This is a genomic window from Dialister sp., from assembly GCF_036343215.1.
Taxonomy (GTDB): Bacteria; Bacillota; Negativicutes; order Veillonellales; family Dialisteraceae; genus Dialister.
The window spans coordinates 41,424-59,174 of the sequence record NZ_JAZASU010000005.1 but is presented as its reverse complement, the minus strand read 5'-3'; the positions used below and the strand labels follow the sequence as shown (position 1 = coordinate 59,174).

Below are 17,751 nucleotides of genomic sequence, written 5' to 3'. Positions count from 1 at the left end.
GCCAACCATCCGGTCAAGGATCTCCGCACCGGACGGGTCTATATTACGAGCCAGAACCATGGCTATGCGATTTCCGATGAAAATCTTCCGGACTGCATCGAAGTCACCCACAGAAGCGTCAATGATGGAACCATCGAAGGCATCCGCCATAAGACACTTCCCATCCAGGCTGTCCAGTACCATCCGGAAGCATCGCCGGGACCAAAGGATAATTTCTATCTTTTTGCTGAATTCAGGAAGGCCATGGAGGATTTCAAAAAATGATCAACACGGATATTAAAAAAGTACTTGTCATCGGCTCCGGGCCAATCATCATCGGTCAGGCGGCAGAATTCGACTATGCCGGCACCCAGGCCTGCCGTTCCCTTCGTGAAGAAGGAGTGGAAGTCGTTCTCGTCAACAGCAATCCGTCCACCATCATGACCGATGTGGATATCGCTGACCGGGTTTATATCGAACCAATTACCCTTCCTTTCGTAACGGAAGTCATCAGGAAAGAAAGACCAGATGCACTTCTCGCTACCCTGGGCGGCCAGGTAGGCCTGAATATGGCAGTCCAGCTCTCTGATGCAGGAGTCCTCGAACAGTATGGCGTGAAACTCCTCGGCTCTTCCCTCCATGCCATCAAGCATGCGGAAGACCGTGAACTCTTCAAAGAGGCTATGGAAGAAATCCATCAGCCTGTACCAGAATCAGAAATCTTTGAAGAACTGGAACCGGCCATTGCTTTTGCTGATAAAATCGGTTATCCGGTCATTATCCGTCCGGCTTATACCCTTGGCGGTACCGGCGGCGGCATTGCCCATGATCGTTATGAAATGGAAGAAATTGCCAACCGCGGCATTAAGCTGTCCCCGATCAACCAGATTCTGGTCGAACGCAGCATTGCCGGCTGGAAGGAAGTGGAATTCGAAGTCATGCGGGACGGTGCGGATAACTGCATTATCGTCTGCGCTATGGAAAATATCGACCCCGTAGGCGTTCATACCGGGGATTCCATCGTTGTCGCTCCGACTCAGACCTTGACCGATGGTCAGTATCAGATGCTCCGCACCGCATCCATCAATATTATCCGTTACCTTCAGATTGAAGGGGGCTGCAATGTACAGTATGGCCTTGATACGAAAACCAATCAGTACTACGTCATCGAAGTCAATCCCCGCGTAAGCCGTTCGTCCGCCCTGGCATCCAAAGCCACCGGCTATCCGATTGCCAAGGTAGCAGCAAAAATTGCCCTTGGCATGCGCCTGGATGAAATCACCAATGCCATCACGAAAAACACGAAAGCCTGCTTCGAACCGTCCATTGACTATGTAGTCTGCAAGTTCCCCCGCTGGCCTTTTGAAAAATTCACCCTGGCCGACCGTGCCATCGGCACCCAGATGAAGGCCACCGGCGAAGTCATGGCTCTTGACCGTACTCTGGAAGGATCACTTCTCAAGGCTCTCCGTTCCCTGGAAGTAGGGGAAGGATATCTCCATCTGAAGAAACTGGATGGACAGTCCCTCTATGATATCCGCTGCCTTCTCTCCCGCATCGATAATGAACGAATCTTCGTGGTGGCAGAAGCCCTTCGCCGCGGCATCGAACCGGAAGAAATCAATCGTATTACGAGAATCGACCTGTTCTTCATCTATAAAATTCAGAATATTATCAAAATGGAACGCCGCCTCCTGAAGGAAGGACTGACCGAAGAAACACTGAAAGCGGCCAAACGGATCCAGATGCCTGATGAAGCCATTGCCCACTTTGCGGAAGTTTCCGTCAAAGATGTGGAAAACTTCAAGAGAAAACTTAATTTCCATCCGGACTTCAAGATGGTCGATACCTGTGCGGCTGAATTTGAAGCCCATACGCCTTACTACTACTCCACCTATGGAGCAGAAGATGAAGTCAGGCCCCAGGGAAATCATTCTGTCGTCGTCTTTGGCTCCGGTCCAATCCGAATTGGCCAGGGGATCGAATTCGACTACTGCTCTGTCCATGCCTCCTGGGCACTGACAAAGGCAGGGAAGAAATCCATCGTCATCAACAACAATCCGGAAACCGTATCCACCGACTTTGATACCTCCGATTCTCTTTACTTTGAACCGCTTACGGAACAGGATGTGCTGGAAGTCATTGAAAAGGAAAAACCGGAAGGCGTCATCTGTCAGTTCGGCGGACAGACGGCCATCAATCTGGCCACCCCAATGGCCAAGAGAGGCATCCGCATCATCGGTTCCTCCAACGAATCCATCGATATGGCAGAAGATCGTGAACGGTTTGATACCCTCTGCGGTCAGTTGGGCATTCCCCGGCCGAAAGGCTGCCTGGTGGAAAGTGTGGAAGAAGCCATGCAGAAGACGGAAGAGCTGGCTTATCCCCTGATTGTCCGTCCAAGTTACGTACTTGGCGGCCGGGCTATGCAGATTGTTTATGACCAGTCCGAACTCCGTACCTACCTGAAAGAAGCCGTAGTGGCATCTCATGAACATCCTGTCCTCATCGATCAGTACATGGTAGGCCGGGAAGTGGAAATCGATGCCATTTCCGATGGGGTGGATATCTGCATTCCCGGTATTATGGAACAGATTGAACGCTCCGGCGTTCATTCCGGCGACTCCATTGCCGTATATCCTCCGCAGCATCTGTCTCAGGAAGTCATAGATACACTTACGAAATATACGAAAGATATCGCCTGTGCCATGAATGTCAAAGGCCTTGTCAATATTCAGTTCATTGTCGTAAAAGACCAGGTTTATGTCATTGAAGTCAATCCGAGAGCCAGCCGTACAGTTCCTTTCATGAGCAAGATTACAGGGATCAATATGGTTGAATATGCTACCCGTGTGGCTCTGGGCGAATCTTTGAAGTCCCTGGGCCTGCCTCTTGGCCTCGTGCCGGACAAAGGCTATGTGGCCATCAAGGCTCCAGTATTCTCCTTCTCCAAACTGGGCCTTGTGGAAATCAAACTGGGGCCGGAAATGAAATCGACCGGCGAAGTTATGGGCATCGGTCATACCTATCAGGAAGCTCTCTATAAAGCAGTTGTCGCTTCCAATCTGATGGTTCCGGCGGGGGCAAATGTACTCATTACGGTCAGTGACCGGGATAAACCGGAAACGGCAGAGCTGGCAAAAGGTTTCGTGAAACTGGGCTACCATCTGATCTGCACCTCCGGTACCGGCGCTTATTTCAGAGAACTGGGCCTCCCCGTTGAAATCATCAAGAAGATTCATGAAAAAGGTGAAAACTGCGAAAAATACCTGAAATCCGGCAAGGTGGATATGGTACTCAATACCATTTCCTACGGCAGCCAGATTGAACAGGAAGGCTACGATCTCCGCCGTATTGCGGTAGAACTGGCTATTCCGTGCATTACTTCCCTGGATACGGCAAAAGAAGTCCTCCGCGTCATGGCATCCAAAGATGCAGAAGAACTTCATGTAGAAGCCATCCAGGACTATGTGAAGGAGTAAATTATGTCTGGTTATGTAGAAAAAGGGATTATCCGGATCCATAAACAGGTGGGACCGGAAATCTGGCTCATGCAGATTGAGCTGCCCCGCATCGCAAAAGAGGCAAAACCGGGCCAGTTCGTCCATGTGAAAGTGAATGACCCCCGCTATATCCTGCGCCGCCCCATTTCCATAGCCGGTGCCGACGCAGGCAGGGGAATGCTGGAAATCATTTACCGGATCGTGGGGACCGGAACGGAAGCTATGTCTCATATGAAAGTGGGAGATACCATCGACTGCCTGGGCCCTCTGGGTACTTCCTTTGATATGGATAAAGACCATATCGTCGGCGTAGGCGGCGGCGTGGGTATTGCGCCCATCCTCTTCATGTCCCGCCGGGCGAAGCCGGGCCAGATGACCGTCGTCATTGGCGGCAGAAATAAAGAAGAAGTTTTCTGGAAAGATCTTTTCCCGGATTCCCTTAAAAATCTCATCGTCACTACCGATGACGGTTCTTATGGCATTAAAGGCTTCTCCGTATCCGTTCTTCCTGAACTTTTCAAAAAGGAAAAAGTGGATGAAGTCTGTGTCTGCGGACCGGGCATCATGATGAAGATTACCGCCCAGATGGCAAAAGATGCGGATGTGCCCTGCCAGGTATCCATGGAACGGCGTATGGGCTGCGGTATCGGGACCTGTCTTGGCTGCGTATGTGACAGAAAAGACGGCAAAGGCCATTATAAAGTCTGTGAAGACGGACCGGTATTCAATGCGGAGGAGGTTGTATTATGAGTCGTCTGAACGTCAACTTCCTTGGTATTCCCATGGCCAGCCCCGTCATTGGTGCTTCCGGCACTGTAGGCTTTGGACTGGAACTGGCGGATTATGTGGATTTGAAAAAAGTGGGCGCTCTTTCCGGTAAAGGTCTTGCCCCGACTCCCTGGATGGGAAATAACGGCGTACGCATTGCGGAAACCACTTCGGGTATGCTGAACTGCATCGGCCTTGAAAATCCCGGAGCCCCTTATTTCCTGGAACATTATCTTCCGGAAGTGAAAAAGCTTCCTACCGTATTCATTGCCAATATGGTGGGCAAAAGCGTGGAAGAATATGCGGAATGCGCAGCCATGCTGACAGTTCCCGGCATTTCTGCCCTGGAAGTCAATATTTCCTGCCCCAATGTAAAAGTTGGGGGAGCTGCTTTCGGTACGGATCCGAAACAGGCTGCTGCCGTTACAAAAGCTGTTAAGGATGCGACTTCTCTTCCCGTCATTGTGAAACTGTCTCCCAATGTGACAGATATCGTTTCTATAGCAAAAGCTGTGGAAGATGCAGGGGCTGATGCGATTTCCCTGATCAATACACTTTTGGGGATTTCTATCGATATCCGTACGAGAAAACCGGTACTTGGAAATATTACCGGCGGACTTTCCGGCCCTGCCATCAAACCGGTAGCTCTCCGCATGGTATGGCAGGTATCAAAAGCTGTCCATATCCCGGTTTCGGGCCTTGGCGGTGTCATGACCGGCAGGGATGTGGTGGAATTCATGATGGCCGGCGCTTCTATTGTCCAGGTAGGGACGGCAAATCTGGCGGATCCATCGGCTATGGGACGCATCGTGGATGAGCTGGATGAATGGTGCGATCAGAATCATGTTAAAGATGTGAACGAAATTGTTGGAACATTGAAGGCATAAGAGGAAAAGCCGTGAAATGATTTGCCATCGTTTCACGGTTTTTATTTTGTCCTTACATCATCGTAAAATTCCTGTTTTTATCGAAAAAATTTCCTCAACCCCTTTACTTTCTCTCTTTATCGTGATAAAGTATAGCTACGACAAAGATAAGGAGGACCTTATGGCAAAACAACTGGACGACCTGAAGATGGTCCATGAAGAAGAAATGAAAAATTTTGACCGCATCGAAAGTGCAGTCGTTTCAGTCATGAGAAGTCATGGCTGTAAAATTATCCAGACACCTACTTTTGAAGATTACGATACCTATGGGAAATATTTTCCCCAGCTTCAGCGGGAAATGATCAAAACCATCGGTCCTGACGGCGAAGTACTCGTTATGCGGCCGGACGTAACGGTACCCCTTGTGAAGACGGCATCCCGGGAATATCCTGATCCTTCGCAGCTCCTGAAATTCGGGTATGTCTCGGTGGTCTTCCGTGAATATTATGGGAAGTCCACCCATGGGAAATATTTCCTTCAGAGCGGAGTGGAAGTCTTGGGGGATGAGACGCCGGAATGTGATGGAGAAGTCATGGTAATGGCTGCGGAATTTCTTGAATCTGTCGGTATCAGGGATATGCGAATTGATCTGGGAACCGTAGCTTACATGGATGCCCTTTTTGAAGAACTTCATCTGTCCGAAGAGGAACTGTCCAAAGTCCGGGAATATCTGGAGAAGAGAAATCTCGTGGCTTTTGATGCGCTGGTAGACGGGCTTTCCATTACCACTATCCAGAGAAAAGTATTACTGGAGCTGCCGAAGCTGTTCGGACCGTATGGGGCCACGCTGAAAATGGCAGAAGACCTCTGCCTCAACCATAAAATGCTGGAGTCCCTGAAACGACTCAGAAAAGTTTATGAATATCTGGACGTGGCGGGCTACAGTGACCGGGTGAAACTGGATTTTGGTTTCACGTCCCATATGGGCTATTACACGGATCTGGTTTTTAAAATTTATGCCAAAGGAGCCCTGTATTCCCTGATCAGCGGCGGCCGCTATGATTCGCTGGCTGCCCAGTTCCAGGTGCCCAGGCCTGCCTGCGGTTTCGGGATGAATATGAACCTTCTATACGAAGTCATGGCAGAAGCCAACCTTCTGGAGGAAATGGTTCCATCCTGTGACCTTGCCGTGGTTTATGACAATGCAGACAGGAACCTGGTATTGACACTGATGGACTGGAGAAGGAAAGGACACTCCGTCCTGGGAGTCAGCACGAAGAACCGGTTCAATCCGGGCGATTATAAAATGGTCGTATCCTATGGGGATGGACTTTTCAAGATGGGTAAAGACAGCTTCACGAAAGAGGAAATGGAAGCCAAGTTAGGAGGATTCTGATATGCTGCATATAGCACTGGCAAAGGGGCGCATTGCAAAGAAAGTGATGAAATTCCTCGAAGATGGCGGTTTTCATTTCCCTGATTATTCAGATGACAGCAGGAAACTGATTTTCACTGATGACCGGGACCGGATCCGGGTGACCCTCGTCAAATCGCCGGACGTGGCCGTTTATGTCAGGAGAGGCGCTGCCGATGCCGGAATTGTTGGTAAAGACGTACTTATGGAAGATGGGGAAGAGGATGTCTATGAAATAGAAGACCTGGGCATCGGAAAATGCCGTATGGCGGTTTCCGGCATTAAAGGAAACCGGGAGGTCATGAATAAAAGAATTCTCACCGTAGCATCAAAGTATCCTTCTATTGCAAGAAAATATTTCGCAGATCGCTTCCAGCCCATCGATATCATCAAATTGAACGGATCCGTAGAACTGGCTCCTCTGGTGGGACTTTCAGATGTCATCGTGGATATTGTGGAAACGGGAACTACGTTAAAGGAAAATGGCCTGGAGGCCTATGATTATTTCATGGATTTTTCTGCCCGCCTCATCTGCAATAAGGTTTCTTATAAAATGAAGCAGGATGAACTGCAGCAGTTTATCAGCCTTGTAAAGAAAGACTGAATCATAGTAAAATAAACTAAACATAATAAAAGAAAGAAGGATTTTGGTTATGGAATGGATTACAGTACCGGAAAAAGGTTTATCTCTTCGTGAAGTAAGGACCATGACGAACAGAAACGTCAACCTCTCTGAGGATCTGGAAAAGACGGTCTCCGCCATCCTTGAAAAAGTCCGTACCGGGGGAGATGAAGCCATCCGTGAACTGACTCTGAAATTTGATAAAGTGGAACTGAAAGATTTCCGGGTAACGGAAGAAGAAATTGAGGAAGCTTTGACGGAAGTGGGACCGGAATTCATTGAAGTCCTGAAAGAAGCCAAAGGAAATATTGAAGCTTTCCACAAAGAACAGGTCAGAAAGTCCTGGACAAAGGAATTCCGGGATGGCGTAGTTCTTGGCGAACGGTTCCTCCCCATCCAGCGCGTAGGCGTTTACGTTCCCGGTGGACGTGCCGCTTATCCTTCTACCGTTTTAATGGATACGGTTCCTGCAGTAGTAGCAGGATGCCCATCCGTAGCCATGGCTACTCCTCCGGGGAAAGATGGAAAAGTGAATCCGAATATCCTTGCTGCTGCCTATGTGGCAGGAGTCAAGGAAATCTATAAAGTTGGCGGCGCCCAGGGGATTGCCATGCTGGCTTACGGCACGGAAACAGTGGAACCGGTATTCAAAATCGTTGGTCCCGGAAATGCTTTTGTGGCCATGGCAAAACGACTTGTTTTCGGAACGGTTGGCATCGATATGATTGCAGGGCCTTCCGAAGTATGCTGCGTGGCTGACGGAAGCGCCAATCAGAAGTGGATTGCGGCCGACCTCCTTTCCCAGGCGGAACATGATCCGCGGGCTGCCGTATTCCTCATTACTCCGGATAAAGATTTCGGCCTGAAAGTCCAGGAAGAAATGGAAAAGCAGATGAAAGAGCTCTCCCGTTATGAAATCATGAAGAGCTCCGTAGATATGTATGCCAAAGCTTTTCTCTGCAAAGATATTGAGCAGTGCTTTGATATCGTCAATAAAATTGCTCCGGAACATCTGGAAGTGGAACTGGAAGATGCGAAGAAATACCTGCCCCTGGTTTACAATGCAGGCGCTATTTTCCTTGGCCGTTATACTTCTGAACCCATCGGCGATTATCTGGCCGGCCCGAACCATACCCTTCCGACTTCCGGTACCGCGGCATTCTCATCCCCTCTTGGCGTTTACGACTTTGTAAAACACAGCAGCGTGGAATGCTATACGAAAGAAGCGTTTAAGAAGATTTCCAAACATGTCCAGCTTTTTGCGAAGGCAGAAGGACTGACGGCTCATGCTCATGCCATGGAGGTACGTGATGAAGAGTGAATGGTTAAGAAAGACAATCAAAGACTTTGAACCCTATTTCGTGGCTCCAATCGCCGAGAAATATGTCATCAATGCCAATGAAAACTATTTCAATGTGCTTTCCATTCCGTCCGTGAAGAAGGAACTGGTAGAAGCACTGGATACCTTCAAGCCCCAGCTTTATCCCAGGCCCATGGCCGACAACCTCAGGAAAGCCATTTCCGGATATATCGGCTGTGATGAAGATGAAATCATCTGCGGCAACGGCGGCGATGAAATGATTACCTATCTCCTGAATACTTTCCTGAATCCGGGAGATAAAATCCTGGTTCATACACCGACTTTTGATATGTATGAACTGACCGGTGAAGTCCTTGGCGCATCGGCAGTGAAAGTGAAGGATCTGACCGGTTACAGAAGGGACCGGGAAGGAATCCTTGAAGCGGTCAAGAAATATCAGCCGAAAATGACGGTTATCTGTAACCCGAATAACCCAACCGGCGACCTTCTTCCCGCATCTTTTATCGAAGAAGTGCTGAAAGCGGCAGAAAATATCGTTTTCGTGGACGAAGCGTATATGGAATTTGCCCAGCAGGAAAGCGTAATCGGCCTGGTAAAGAAATACCCGAACCTTGTCGTTCTCCGTACTCTTTCCAAAGCTTTTGGTCTGGCCGGCATGCGCTGCGGCTACCTGGTGGCACAGAAAGATTTGATTGAAGCCATTGCCAAAGTGAAAGCTCCTTATAATCTGAATGCCTTCACCCAGCTCTTTGCGCCCATCGTCCTGAAGCATCGGGATGAAATCTTCAAAGTCCGCGATGAAATCGTAAAGGAAAGAAACCGCCTGTATGAAGAACTCGTCAAGATTCCGGGACTGACCGTTTACCCTTCCTGTACGAACTTCCTCCTTGTCCAGGTACAGGTCAAACATGAGGAAATATTCAAAGCACTCAAAGAGAATGATGTATTGGTGAAGATTTACAGGAACAGTGCGGAAATCCCCAATGGCTACCGTATTTCCGTTACCACGAAGGAAGTGGATGACATCCTTCTTTCCGTATTCCGAAAGGAGCTCCAATGAGACAGGCAGAAGTTCAGAGAAAGACAGGGGAAACCGATATCTCCGTTTCCCTTGAAATCGATGGCACCGGCCGGTTTGAAGGAACCAGCGGCATCGGTTTCTTTGACCATATGATGAACCTTCTGGCAGCCCACAGCGGTATGGATATTTCCATTACCTGCAAAGGGGATCTGGAAGTGGATAATCACCATACCATCGAAGATCTGGGGATTACCCTGGGAGAGGCCTTCCTGAAAGCCCTTGGAGACAAAAAGGGGATTCACCGCTACGGATGCTTTTTCTGCCCCATGGATGAAACCCTTTCCCGTATCGTACTGGACCTTTCCGGCCGTCCTTACTTTGTGTATGATGTAAAAATTCCTGTAGAACGGATAGGAAATTTTGAAACGGAAATGACCCGGGAATTTTTCCTTGCCTTTGCCATGCATGGCATGATGAACCTTCATATGGCCTGCCTTTACGGAGAAAACGGGCACCATATCGTGGAATCCCTTTTTAAGGGGATCGGTCATGCGCTGAAAGAAGCAGTTACTGTAGAAGGAAATGCTGTTTTGTCTACAAAAGGGGTGCTCTGATGAAAACGGCCATTATCGATTATGATGCGGGCAACCTGGCCAATGTGGTCCGGGCTGCCAAAAGGGCAGGCCTTGACGTCATAGTGACGAGGAAACCTGAAGAAATCAGGGATGCCCGGTCCCTGGTGCTCCCCGGGGTAGGCGCCATGAAAGATGCCATGGATCACCTCAATGGTTATGGGCTTTCCGACCTGATCAGGGAAGAAGTCAAAAAGGGCAAAAAACTGGCAGGTATCTGCCTCGGCATGCAGGCCCTTTATGAAGTGTCTGAAGAAGATGGGGAAATACCGGCTTTGGGACTCCTTCCCGGGCGGGTTGTCCGTTTCCCCGAGGGTAAACTGAAGGTTCCTCATATGGGCTGGAACGAGCTTGTCATTCACAGGGATCATAAGGTCCTGGCTGATCTTCCTCCCCATGCCTATGTATATTTCGTCCATTCCTATTACAAGACTCCCGGCGATACGGAAGATATCATCGCATCGGCTGATTATGGAGTTACCGTTCCGGCGGTTGTTGGGAAGGATAATATTCTTGGTTTTCAGTTCCATCCGGAAAAATCCGGTCCCGTAGGACTGGGGATATGGAACCGTCTGGCAAAGTGGTTGGTCAAATGAAAATATTTCCTGCAATTGATATAGAAGATGGCCGCTGCGTGCGCCTGCAGCAGGGCAAAATAGAAAATCTCACCGTTTATGGCAATGATCCTGTGAAGATGGCAGAAAAGTGGCAGTCCGAAGGGGCAAAATACCTTCATGTGGTGGACCTGGATGGCGCCTTCAAGGGAAACGGCGTCAATACCCGGATTATTAAAAATATGTGTAAAGCCCTTTCCATCCCGGTGGAAGTGGGCGGAGGAATCCGCACGGAAAAGGCCATCAAAGATTATCTGGATATGGGCGTTTATCGTGTCATTATCGGGTCCAAAGCCGTGGCATCCCCTTATTTTGCCATTCAGGCGGCAAAGACTTATGGAGCAGAGCATATTGCTGTTTCTGTAGATGCCAAGGGAGATGAGGTGGCTACTCATGGATGGGTGGATGGAAGTTCTCAGAAGGTTATGACCTTTGTGAAAACGCTTCTGGGTCATGGCGTAAACAATATCATCTATACCGATATCAGCCGCGACGGCATGCTGGTGGGACCTAACTTTGATATGATGGCAAAACTCCAGTCTCTTCCGGGAATCCATCTTGTGGCTTCCGGCGGCGTATCCTCTGCTGATGATCTCCGGAAACTTTCGGATATGGGAGTCTACGCAGCCATTACAGGCAAGGCCCTTTATGAGGGCAAAGTGACCATGAAGGAAATCGTGGACATTCAGGAATGATGAAATCTCTTTCATAAGATTTCCTTGTTATTCCGAAAGGAGTTTCCTATGCTTGCAAAAAGAATTATTCCCTGCCTCGATGTCAATCATGGCAGGGTAGTCAAGGGAAAGCAGTTCCAGAATCTCATCGACGTGGATGATCCGGCGACCCTGGGAAAGTATTATTCCGACAGCGGGGCCGATGAACTCGTATTTTATGATATTACCGCTACCCATGAGGGACGGGAAACTTTCGTGGATACAGTAAGGGCCATTGCTGAAAAACTCACCATACCCTTCACTGTAGGCGGCGGTATCCGAAAAGCCGATGATTTCCGTACCATGCTGCTTGCCGGAGCGGATAAAGTGTCTGTCAATTCGGCAGCCGTCCTGAATCCCGATATCATTTCCGAGGCGGCAGCCCGTTTTGGCCGGCAGTGCGTGGTACTTTCCATTGACGGGAAAAGAAACGGCCGCGGAGGCTGGGATGTCTATGTGGAAGGCGGCCGTAAAAATACGGGAATCAATGTGGTGGAATGGGCAAAAAAAGGCATGGAACTGGGGGCCGGAGAAATCTGCATGAACTCTATGGATGCCGATGGTGAAAAGGACGGTTATGATCTGGAACTGATGAAGATTCTTTCTGAAGAACTGACCATTCCGATCATTGCATCCGGCGGCGCCGGCAAAATGGAGGATTTCCTGAAAGCCTTTCAGGTCGGTTCTGATGCAGCCCTGGCAGCGTCGGTTTTCCACTTTGGCGAAATCTCCATTCCTGACCTGAAAAAATATCTGGCCGCTCACGGCGTGCCGGTCCGTTTATAAGGAGAAATTATGGAATCTGTTGATATAAAGGATATAAAGTTTGATGAAAAAGGACTGATTCCTGCGGTCATTCAGGATGCCAGGAGCGGGGAAGTGCTCATGGTGGCCTATATGAATAAGGAATCCCTGAAGAAAACCGTGGAATCCGGCGAAACCTGGTTTTGGAGCCGGAGCCGGCAGAAATTCTGGCACAAAGGCGAAGAATCGGCCCATTTCCAGCATGTGAAGCGGATTTATGTGGATTGTGATGCAGATACCCTGGTGGTACAGGTTATTCCTGATGGACCAGCCTGCCATACGAATAACCGCAGCTGCTTCTACAGAAGCCTTTCTGAATGGAATAATACTTCTTCTGAGGGAAACCTGAATATCCTCCATGTGCTCTATGATGAAATCAAAGACCGCCGCATTCACCCGCAGGAAAAATCCTATACCAATTATCTGCAGAGAGAAGGTAAGAACAAGATTGACAAGAAAATCGGCGAAGAAGCTTCTGAAGTCATTATCGCCGACCAGCATCAGGATAAGGAAGAAATCATTGATGAATCCTGCGATCTGCTCTATCATCTTTTCGTGATGTGGGAAAATTCCGGTATCGATCTGTATGACATTATGAAAAAACTGGAAGATCGGGATGAGAAGAAAGGAAATAAGAAAGAAGTGGGGCATCAGGACAAAACATTCTGAGTGCTTAGGCAGTTACTTTCTGAAACATACATAATAAAAGGCAGCATATCATGAGTCATCATGGCAGGCTGCCTTTTTATCGCCAAATTTAAAAGACCGGTGATGTCACCGGTCTTTTAAATACCTTATTCAGCTTTTTTTGCCTTTTCACGAGTCAGTTTGTTGGAATTGTGTTCGTCATCCCACCAAACGATGCCCCTGGTATCAGAAAGGACATTCTTATTGAAAATCGGTTCAAGAATACCTTCCTTGAGCTGTTTTTCATAGTCTTTCAGGCAGGCATGGGCTTTCGGATAGAGAATAATGATTGCCGATACGTTGGTAAGGACCATGAAAGCCATGAAGAGGTCGGCCAGGTTCCAAACGAGCGGAAGGTCTGCAATGGAGCCCCAGAAAATCATAACGGCAATGAGGACGCGGAATAGGTTCAGCGGCCATTTCTTATTGGTGAGGTGACCGATATTGATTTCTCCGTAGTAGTAGTTGCCAATCAGAGATGTGAATGCAAAGAAGAAAATAAGGATGGAAACGGCCTTTGGAGCCCAGTCACCAAAGTACTGTGCCAGATCCCACTGTACCAGCTGGATACCGGTGAGGCCGGTAGAAGCATAATCACCAGTCATGAGGATGATGAAGGCAGAAGCGGAGCAGATAAAGAGGGTATCTACATAGACACCGAAAGCCTGGATCAGGCCCTGTACTGCCGGATGAGATGCATCAGCCGTAGCTGCTGCATTTGGAACGGAACCTTCACCGGCTTCATTGGAGAAGAGACCTCTCTTCAGACCAGTCAGGACAGCTGCACCCATACTGCCGCCGGCAATAGCCTGAAAATCGAAGGCATTGCTGAAGATGATATAAAATGCATGAGGAAGTTCAGTGATGTTATAAATCATGATGCCCAGGGCAGTGATGATATAAACACCTGCCATAATCGGTACCATCCATTCAGTGACTCTGGCAATACGGCCCATACCGCCGCAGATGACGATCATGGCAAATACGGTAACTACACCGCCTACAATCATACGGTCAAAACCAAGGGCATGATTGAGGGCCAGAGAAATGGTATTGGACTGCACAGAATTGTAAATCATGCCATAAGTCACAGAAATCAGGATAGCGAAGAGGGCTGCCCAGAGACCATGGCCAAGACCGTTCTTCAGATAATAAGCCGGACCGCCCCGGAAACCGGCTCCATCGGTTCTGGGAACTTTGTAGAGCTGTGCCAGAGTGGATTCTACGAAACCGGTGGCCGAACCAACTACGGCGATAAACCACATCCAGAAAATAGCCCCGGGCCCCCCGGTTACGATGGCGATGGCAATGCCCGCAATATTGCCAACCCCTACGCGGGAAGCCGTGCTGACACAGAAGGCCTGGAATGGTGAAACTTCATTCCCTTCCGTTTTCGTGCCCGCAGTGCCTGCTATCAGTTTAAACATCCGCCCAAAATAACGGATCTGGACTGCTCTTGTCCTGAAAGTGAAATAAAAGCCGGCCCCTACCAGTAAAATAATGATGACCGATGACCATAAGACGTCATTGATTGCGGAGACAATTGAATTCAGCTGCTCCATTTTTCTCCCCCTTTTCCCTAATAAAAGTGTAAAATGATGTGCCCCATTTAATTATGAAATAATTATAGTATTTTTCTTTAACTTATACAAGAATTTTACATAAATATAAATATTAAAAATCAAAAAGATTCATCACTGTGAAAGGAGAGTTTTATCCCTGCAAAAAACCATGGGCCCGGGGAATACCGGAAATATAATTCTTTGGGATATCTGATCAGAAATAATGCAAATTTCTGTCATTTATCCCCACTGACAGGACATTGGAATTTCAAATTATCAAGGAAAGAGTTAAATAAGACCGATTTTGATGATAAATAGGGTGGTTTTTTACTTTCTTTTACAAAATTGATAAAAAATGGTAAAATACAGGAGTCTACGGAGGTGATTTTTATGCGCACTGCGTGTACATGGGGATGCGCCGCTCTGCTCTGGCTGGCGGCTTCCATGAACGTTTCTGCACAGACTCTCAGCATCGGTATGAATGGCAGCGAAGTCACGGACCTTCAGAACGATCTGGTAGCGGCCGGTTATCTTGCCCGGACTGTGGATGGGGATTTTGGCTCAACCACAAAAGAAGCGGTGGCTTTATTTCAAAAAGCCAAAGGATTGCCGGTCACCGGGAAAGCCGATGATACCACAAGGAAAGCGGTCAAAAAAGCGGCAGGCAAAGGTTACAGGCCCGGAGGCGGCGTCGTTTATGCAGAGGGAAATCGCGGCACCATGATTACCGACATGCAGGAAAGACTGGCGGCTGCCGGTTTTCTGAAAGGGGATATTGACGGCGTTTATGGACAGGATACCACAAAAGCAGTCAGGTCGTTTCAGCAGGAAAAGAAGATTCCTGTTTCGGGCGCTATTGATGAAATGACCTATGCCGCTCTGACTGAAATGAAAAGGATTCCCGCTTCCGCCGAAGAGGAGGGCGAACCTGGACCTGAAGACGATGGGCATTTCGTTTTTGGTATCGGGGACAGGGGAAAAGAAGTTTCTTCGCTCCAGAAAAAATTAATGAAACTGGGCTATCTGGATGGACCGGCAGATGGAATCTACGGCGGGGATACGGCCTCTGCTGTAAAGGGGTTTCAGAGTGATGAAGGTTTACCTTCTACGGGAATGGTTGATGAGGATACACTGGGACATATCACCTCTGTCTATGTATCCCAATCCGGCAATTCAACCCTTTCCAGGGGAGCTTCGGGGAAAAAGGTCATCCGTCTCCAGAATCGCCTTCTTCTTCATGGCTATGATCCCGGCACTGTGGATGGCGTTTACGGAGAAGGCACGGAGGATGCGGTTCGTCGTTTTCAGGAAGAACAGGAACTGGAAGAAACCGGTATCGCCGATGACGACGTCTGGGACCGTCTGGAAAACATGCCTGTCTTTTCCGGAAGCTATAAAAAGATGTTCCATATGCGATCCACGGCCTATACGCCTAATGATGGAGGCGGCGAAGGCAGGACTGCTCTGGGCGGTTATGCAGGAAAAGGCCATGCGGCAGTGGATCCTGAAGTCATTCCACTGGGAAGCATCGTTTTCATAGAAGGTTACGGGTATGCTGTCTGCGATGATATAGGCGGCGCCATTCACGGGAATATCATTGATGTGGGTGTGGATACGTATGACCAGGCCTATCAATGGGGAACAAAAACCAGGGTAACTGTATATCTTGTTCGATAAATCATGGCAGGATTCCAATTCGTGGAGTCCTGCTTTTTGTTATGCAGGCAGCGGGATACTTCGGGCATCCTTGCCTGAACAGAGCTGATTTGCTACAATAAAAGCTATGGGATTTATAAAAACAATAAATGCACTCATGATATATCTTTTATTTGAAAGCAACAGGAGGAATTATGTCCGAATTAACAGCAGTCATTCTGGCAGCCGGACAGGGTACCAGAATGAAATCCCAATTCCCGAAGGTGCTGCATCGGGTGTGCGGCGTGCCTATGGTGGAGCAGGTCATCCGGGTGGTTCGTCAGGCAGAATTCAAAAAGTGCGTAGTCATTACGGGATTTAAAGAGGAACTGGTTCGCCGGGAACTGGAAGGGAAAGAGGTTTCTTTTGTTCACCAGCAGGAACAGCTTGGCACCGGCCATGCAGTCATCCAGGCAGTGCCGGAATTTGAAAAGGACCGGGAAGGTTACGTCCTCGTTATCTGTGGGGATACTCCATTGCTCCGGGCAGAAACACTGGCAGAATTATCCCGGGTATGTCAGGAAAACGATGCGGCTGCCACCGTGCTGACCGCTATTCTTGATAATCCTTTCGGTTATGGCCGTGTCCTTCGGGATGAAAATGGAAATATGACTTCCATTGTGGAACAGAAGGATGGCACGCCGGAGCAGCTGGCAGTCCATGAAATCAATACAGGTACCTATGTATTCAAGGTGGGCCCTCTTCTGGATGCACTGAAAAGAATCGATAATAAGAATGCCCAGGGTGAATATTATCTGACAGATGTCTTTGAAATCATGATCAAAGATGGTCTCAAAGTTATCCCTGTAGCGGCAAAAGACGCTGATGAAACTATGGGTGTCAATTCCAGAATCCAACTGGCTGCCGCTGACCGGATTCTCCGTCTTCGCAAGGCAGAAGAACTGATGGCACAAGGCGTCAGCATCATCAATCCTGAAAATACATATGTGGAGCAGGATGTAGTGGTTGGTCAGGATACGATCCTTTTCCCCGGGACTATTCTCCAGGGGCACACGGTGGTCGGAAAAGGCTGCGAAATTGGCCCCGATACACAGCTTACCAATGTGACCGTAGGAGATGAGACCCGCCTCAATCGTGTCTATGCCCATGAATGCACGATCGGCAGCTTCGATGAAATCGGGCCTTTTGTTCATCTCCGCCCGGATACGGTGCTTCATGATCATATCAAGATTGGCAATTTCGTGGAAGTCAAGAATTCCACTGTCGGCGATGGCACGAAACTTCCGCACCTCATTTACTGCGGGGATTCAGACCTTGGTAAAAACGTTAATTTCGGCTGCGGCACGGTAACCGTTAATTTTGACGGGAAGAATAAACATCGCTGCACCGTCGATGATCATGCCTTTATTGGCTGCAATACGAATCTGGTCGCTCCGGTCCATATTGGGGAAAGGGCCTTTACTGCTGCCGGTTCCACAATTACCAAAGATGTCCCGGCAGAAGCGCTTTCCGTGGCCCGTGCAAGACAGACCAATATCAAGGGCTGGGTCAAGGAAGATACTTATAAAGACTGAAATGAGCTGCATTGG

At 48.7% G+C, this 17,751-nt stretch carries 16 protein-coding genes; 15 read left to right on the top strand and 1 reads right to left on the bottom strand.

Annotated features, from left to right (window positions below):
* From VZT47_RS03045 to hisIE, 13 genes are all read left to right on the top strand, one after another.
* On the top strand, positions 1–264 hold a 264-nt coding region (locus VZT47_RS03045), incomplete at its 5' end, for a glutamine amidotransferase-related protein (RefSeq protein ID WP_442877414.1).
* The gene (gene carB, locus VZT47_RS03040; protein WP_330223508.1) at positions 261–3,461 is read left to right on the top strand and encodes a carbamoyl-phosphate synthase large subunit; all 3,201 of its coding nucleotides are present in this window, start codon (positions 261–263) and stop codon (positions 3,459–3,461) included. The genes VZT47_RS03045 and carB, both read left to right, overlap by 4 nt.
* 3 nt (positions 3,462–3,464) lie before the next feature.
* A complete protein-coding gene (locus VZT47_RS03035) occupies positions 3,465–4,232 on the top strand; it encodes a dihydroorotate dehydrogenase electron transfer subunit (protein WP_330223507.1) in 768 nt (255 codons plus the stop codon).
* Positions 4,229–5,137, top strand: a complete 909-nt coding sequence (locus VZT47_RS03030; protein ID WP_330223506.1) for a dihydroorotate dehydrogenase — start codon at positions 4,229–4,231, stop codon at positions 5,135–5,137. Before VZT47_RS03035 ends, VZT47_RS03030 begins: the two co-directional genes overlap by 4 nt.
* 160 nt (positions 5,138–5,297) lie before the next feature.
* Complete coding sequence (locus VZT47_RS03025) at positions 5,298–6,512, top strand: ATP phosphoribosyltransferase regulatory subunit (RefSeq protein WP_330223505.1); 1,215 nt, start codon at positions 5,298–5,300, stop codon at positions 6,510–6,512.
* Position 6,513: 1 nt separating this feature from the next.
* Positions 6,514–7,134, top strand: coding sequence for an ATP phosphoribosyltransferase (gene hisG / locus VZT47_RS03020; protein WP_330223504.1), 621 nt, complete (start codon positions 6,514–6,516; stop codon positions 7,132–7,134).
* Positions 7,135–7,183: 49 nt separating this feature from the next.
* A complete protein-coding gene (gene hisD / locus VZT47_RS03015) occupies positions 7,184–8,473 on the top strand; it encodes a histidinol dehydrogenase (RefSeq protein ID WP_330223503.1) in 1,290 nt (429 codons plus the stop codon).
* On the top strand, positions 8,463–9,533 hold the full coding sequence (hisC, locus tag VZT47_RS03010; protein ID WP_330223502.1) for a histidinol-phosphate transaminase: 1,071 nt from the start codon (positions 8,463–8,465) through the stop codon (positions 9,531–9,533). Before hisD ends, hisC begins: the two co-directional genes overlap by 11 nt.
* On the top strand, positions 9,530–10,108 hold the full coding sequence (gene hisB, locus VZT47_RS03005) for an imidazoleglycerol-phosphate dehydratase HisB (RefSeq protein ID WP_330223501.1): 579 nt from the start codon (positions 9,530–9,532) through the stop codon (positions 10,106–10,108). The genes hisC and hisB overlap by 4 nt, the downstream gene beginning before the upstream one ends.
* Positions 10,108–10,722, top strand: coding sequence for an imidazole glycerol phosphate synthase subunit HisH (gene hisH / locus VZT47_RS03000; RefSeq protein WP_330223500.1), 615 nt, complete (start codon positions 10,108–10,110; stop codon positions 10,720–10,722). Before hisB ends, hisH begins: the two co-directional genes overlap by 1 nt.
* A complete protein-coding gene (gene hisA, locus VZT47_RS02995; RefSeq protein ID WP_296953453.1) occupies positions 10,719–11,435 on the top strand; it encodes a 1-(5-phosphoribosyl)-5-[(5-phosphoribosylamino)methylideneamino]imidazole-4-carboxamide isomerase in 717 nt (238 codons plus the stop codon). Before hisH ends, hisA begins: the two co-directional genes overlap by 4 nt.
* 48 nt (positions 11,436–11,483) lie before the next feature.
* Complete coding sequence (gene hisF / locus VZT47_RS02990; RefSeq protein ID WP_330223499.1) at positions 11,484–12,239, top strand: imidazole glycerol phosphate synthase subunit HisF; 756 nt, start codon at positions 11,484–11,486, stop codon at positions 12,237–12,239.
* Between the two features lie 9 nt (positions 12,240–12,248).
* Positions 12,249–12,926: a bifunctional phosphoribosyl-AMP cyclohydrolase/phosphoribosyl-ATP diphosphatase HisIE gene (gene hisIE / locus VZT47_RS02985; protein WP_330223498.1), complete on the top strand. Its 678-nt coding sequence runs from the start codon at positions 12,249–12,251 to the stop codon at positions 12,924–12,926.
* 125 nt (positions 12,927–13,051) lie between these two features.
* Here hisIE and VZT47_RS02980 read toward each other — a convergent pair whose 3' ends face one another.
* Positions 13,052–14,506 (bottom strand): alanine/glycine:cation symporter family protein, encoded by a 1,455-nt coding sequence (locus tag VZT47_RS02980; RefSeq protein ID WP_330223497.1) that lies wholly within the window; start codon positions 14,504–14,506, stop codon positions 13,052–13,054.
* Positions 14,507–14,950: 444 nt separating this feature from the next.
* Between VZT47_RS02980 and VZT47_RS02975 the strand changes: the two genes are divergently transcribed.
* Both VZT47_RS02975 and glmU read left to right on the top strand, forming a co-directional pair.
* On the top strand, positions 14,951–16,183 hold the full coding sequence (locus tag VZT47_RS02975) for a peptidoglycan-binding protein (RefSeq protein ID WP_330223496.1): 1,233 nt from the start codon (positions 14,951–14,953) through the stop codon (positions 16,181–16,183).
* A gap of 173 nt (positions 16,184–16,356) precedes the next feature.
* The gene (gene glmU / locus VZT47_RS02970; protein WP_330223495.1) at positions 16,357–17,736 is read left to right on the top strand and encodes a bifunctional UDP-N-acetylglucosamine diphosphorylase/glucosamine-1-phosphate N-acetyltransferase GlmU; all 1,380 of its coding nucleotides are present in this window, start codon (positions 16,357–16,359) and stop codon (positions 17,734–17,736) included.
* Positions 17,737–17,751: the final 15 nt, after the last annotated feature.

Bases quoted from the DNA above. Each gene is read 5' to 3' on its own strand.
- carB (WP_330223508.1), top strand. From the start codon at position 261: ATGATCAACACGGATATTAAAAAAGTACTTGTCATCGGCTCCGGGCCA.
- VZT47_RS03035 (WP_330223507.1), top strand. From the start codon at position 3,465: ATGTCTGGTTATGTAGAAAAAGGGATTATCCGGATCCATAAACAGGTG.
- VZT47_RS03030 (WP_330223506.1), top strand. From the start codon at position 4,229: ATGAGTCGTCTGAACGTCAACTTCCTTGGTATTCCCATGGCCAGCCCC.
- VZT47_RS03025 (WP_330223505.1), top strand. From the start codon at position 5,298: ATGGCAAAACAACTGGACGACCTGAAGATGGTCCATGAAGAAGAAATG.
- hisG (WP_330223504.1), top strand. From the start codon at position 6,514: ATGCTGCATATAGCACTGGCAAAGGGGCGCATTGCAAAGAAAGTGATG.
- hisD (WP_330223503.1), top strand. From the start codon at position 7,184: ATGGAATGGATTACAGTACCGGAAAAAGGTTTATCTCTTCGTGAAGTA.
- hisC (WP_330223502.1), top strand. From the start codon at position 8,463: ATGAAGAGTGAATGGTTAAGAAAGACAATCAAAGACTTTGAACCCTAT.
- hisB (WP_330223501.1), top strand. From the start codon at position 9,530: ATGAGACAGGCAGAAGTTCAGAGAAAGACAGGGGAAACCGATATCTCC.
- hisH (WP_330223500.1), top strand. From the start codon at position 10,108: ATGAAAACGGCCATTATCGATTATGATGCGGGCAACCTGGCCAATGTG.
- hisA (WP_296953453.1), top strand. From the start codon at position 10,719: ATGAAAATATTTCCTGCAATTGATATAGAAGATGGCCGCTGCGTGCGC.
- hisF (WP_330223499.1), top strand. From the start codon at position 11,484: ATGCTTGCAAAAAGAATTATTCCCTGCCTCGATGTCAATCATGGCAGG.
- hisIE (WP_330223498.1), top strand. From the start codon at position 12,249: ATGGAATCTGTTGATATAAAGGATATAAAGTTTGATGAAAAAGGACTG.
- VZT47_RS02980 (WP_330223497.1), bottom strand. From the start codon at position 14,506: ATGGAGCAGCTGAATTCAATTGTCTCCGCAATCAATGACGTCTTATGG.
- VZT47_RS02975 (WP_330223496.1), top strand. From the start codon at position 14,951: ATGAACGTTTCTGCACAGACTCTCAGCATCGGTATGAATGGCAGCGAA.
- glmU (WP_330223495.1), top strand. From the start codon at position 16,357: ATGTCCGAATTAACAGCAGTCATTCTGGCAGCCGGACAGGGTACCAGA.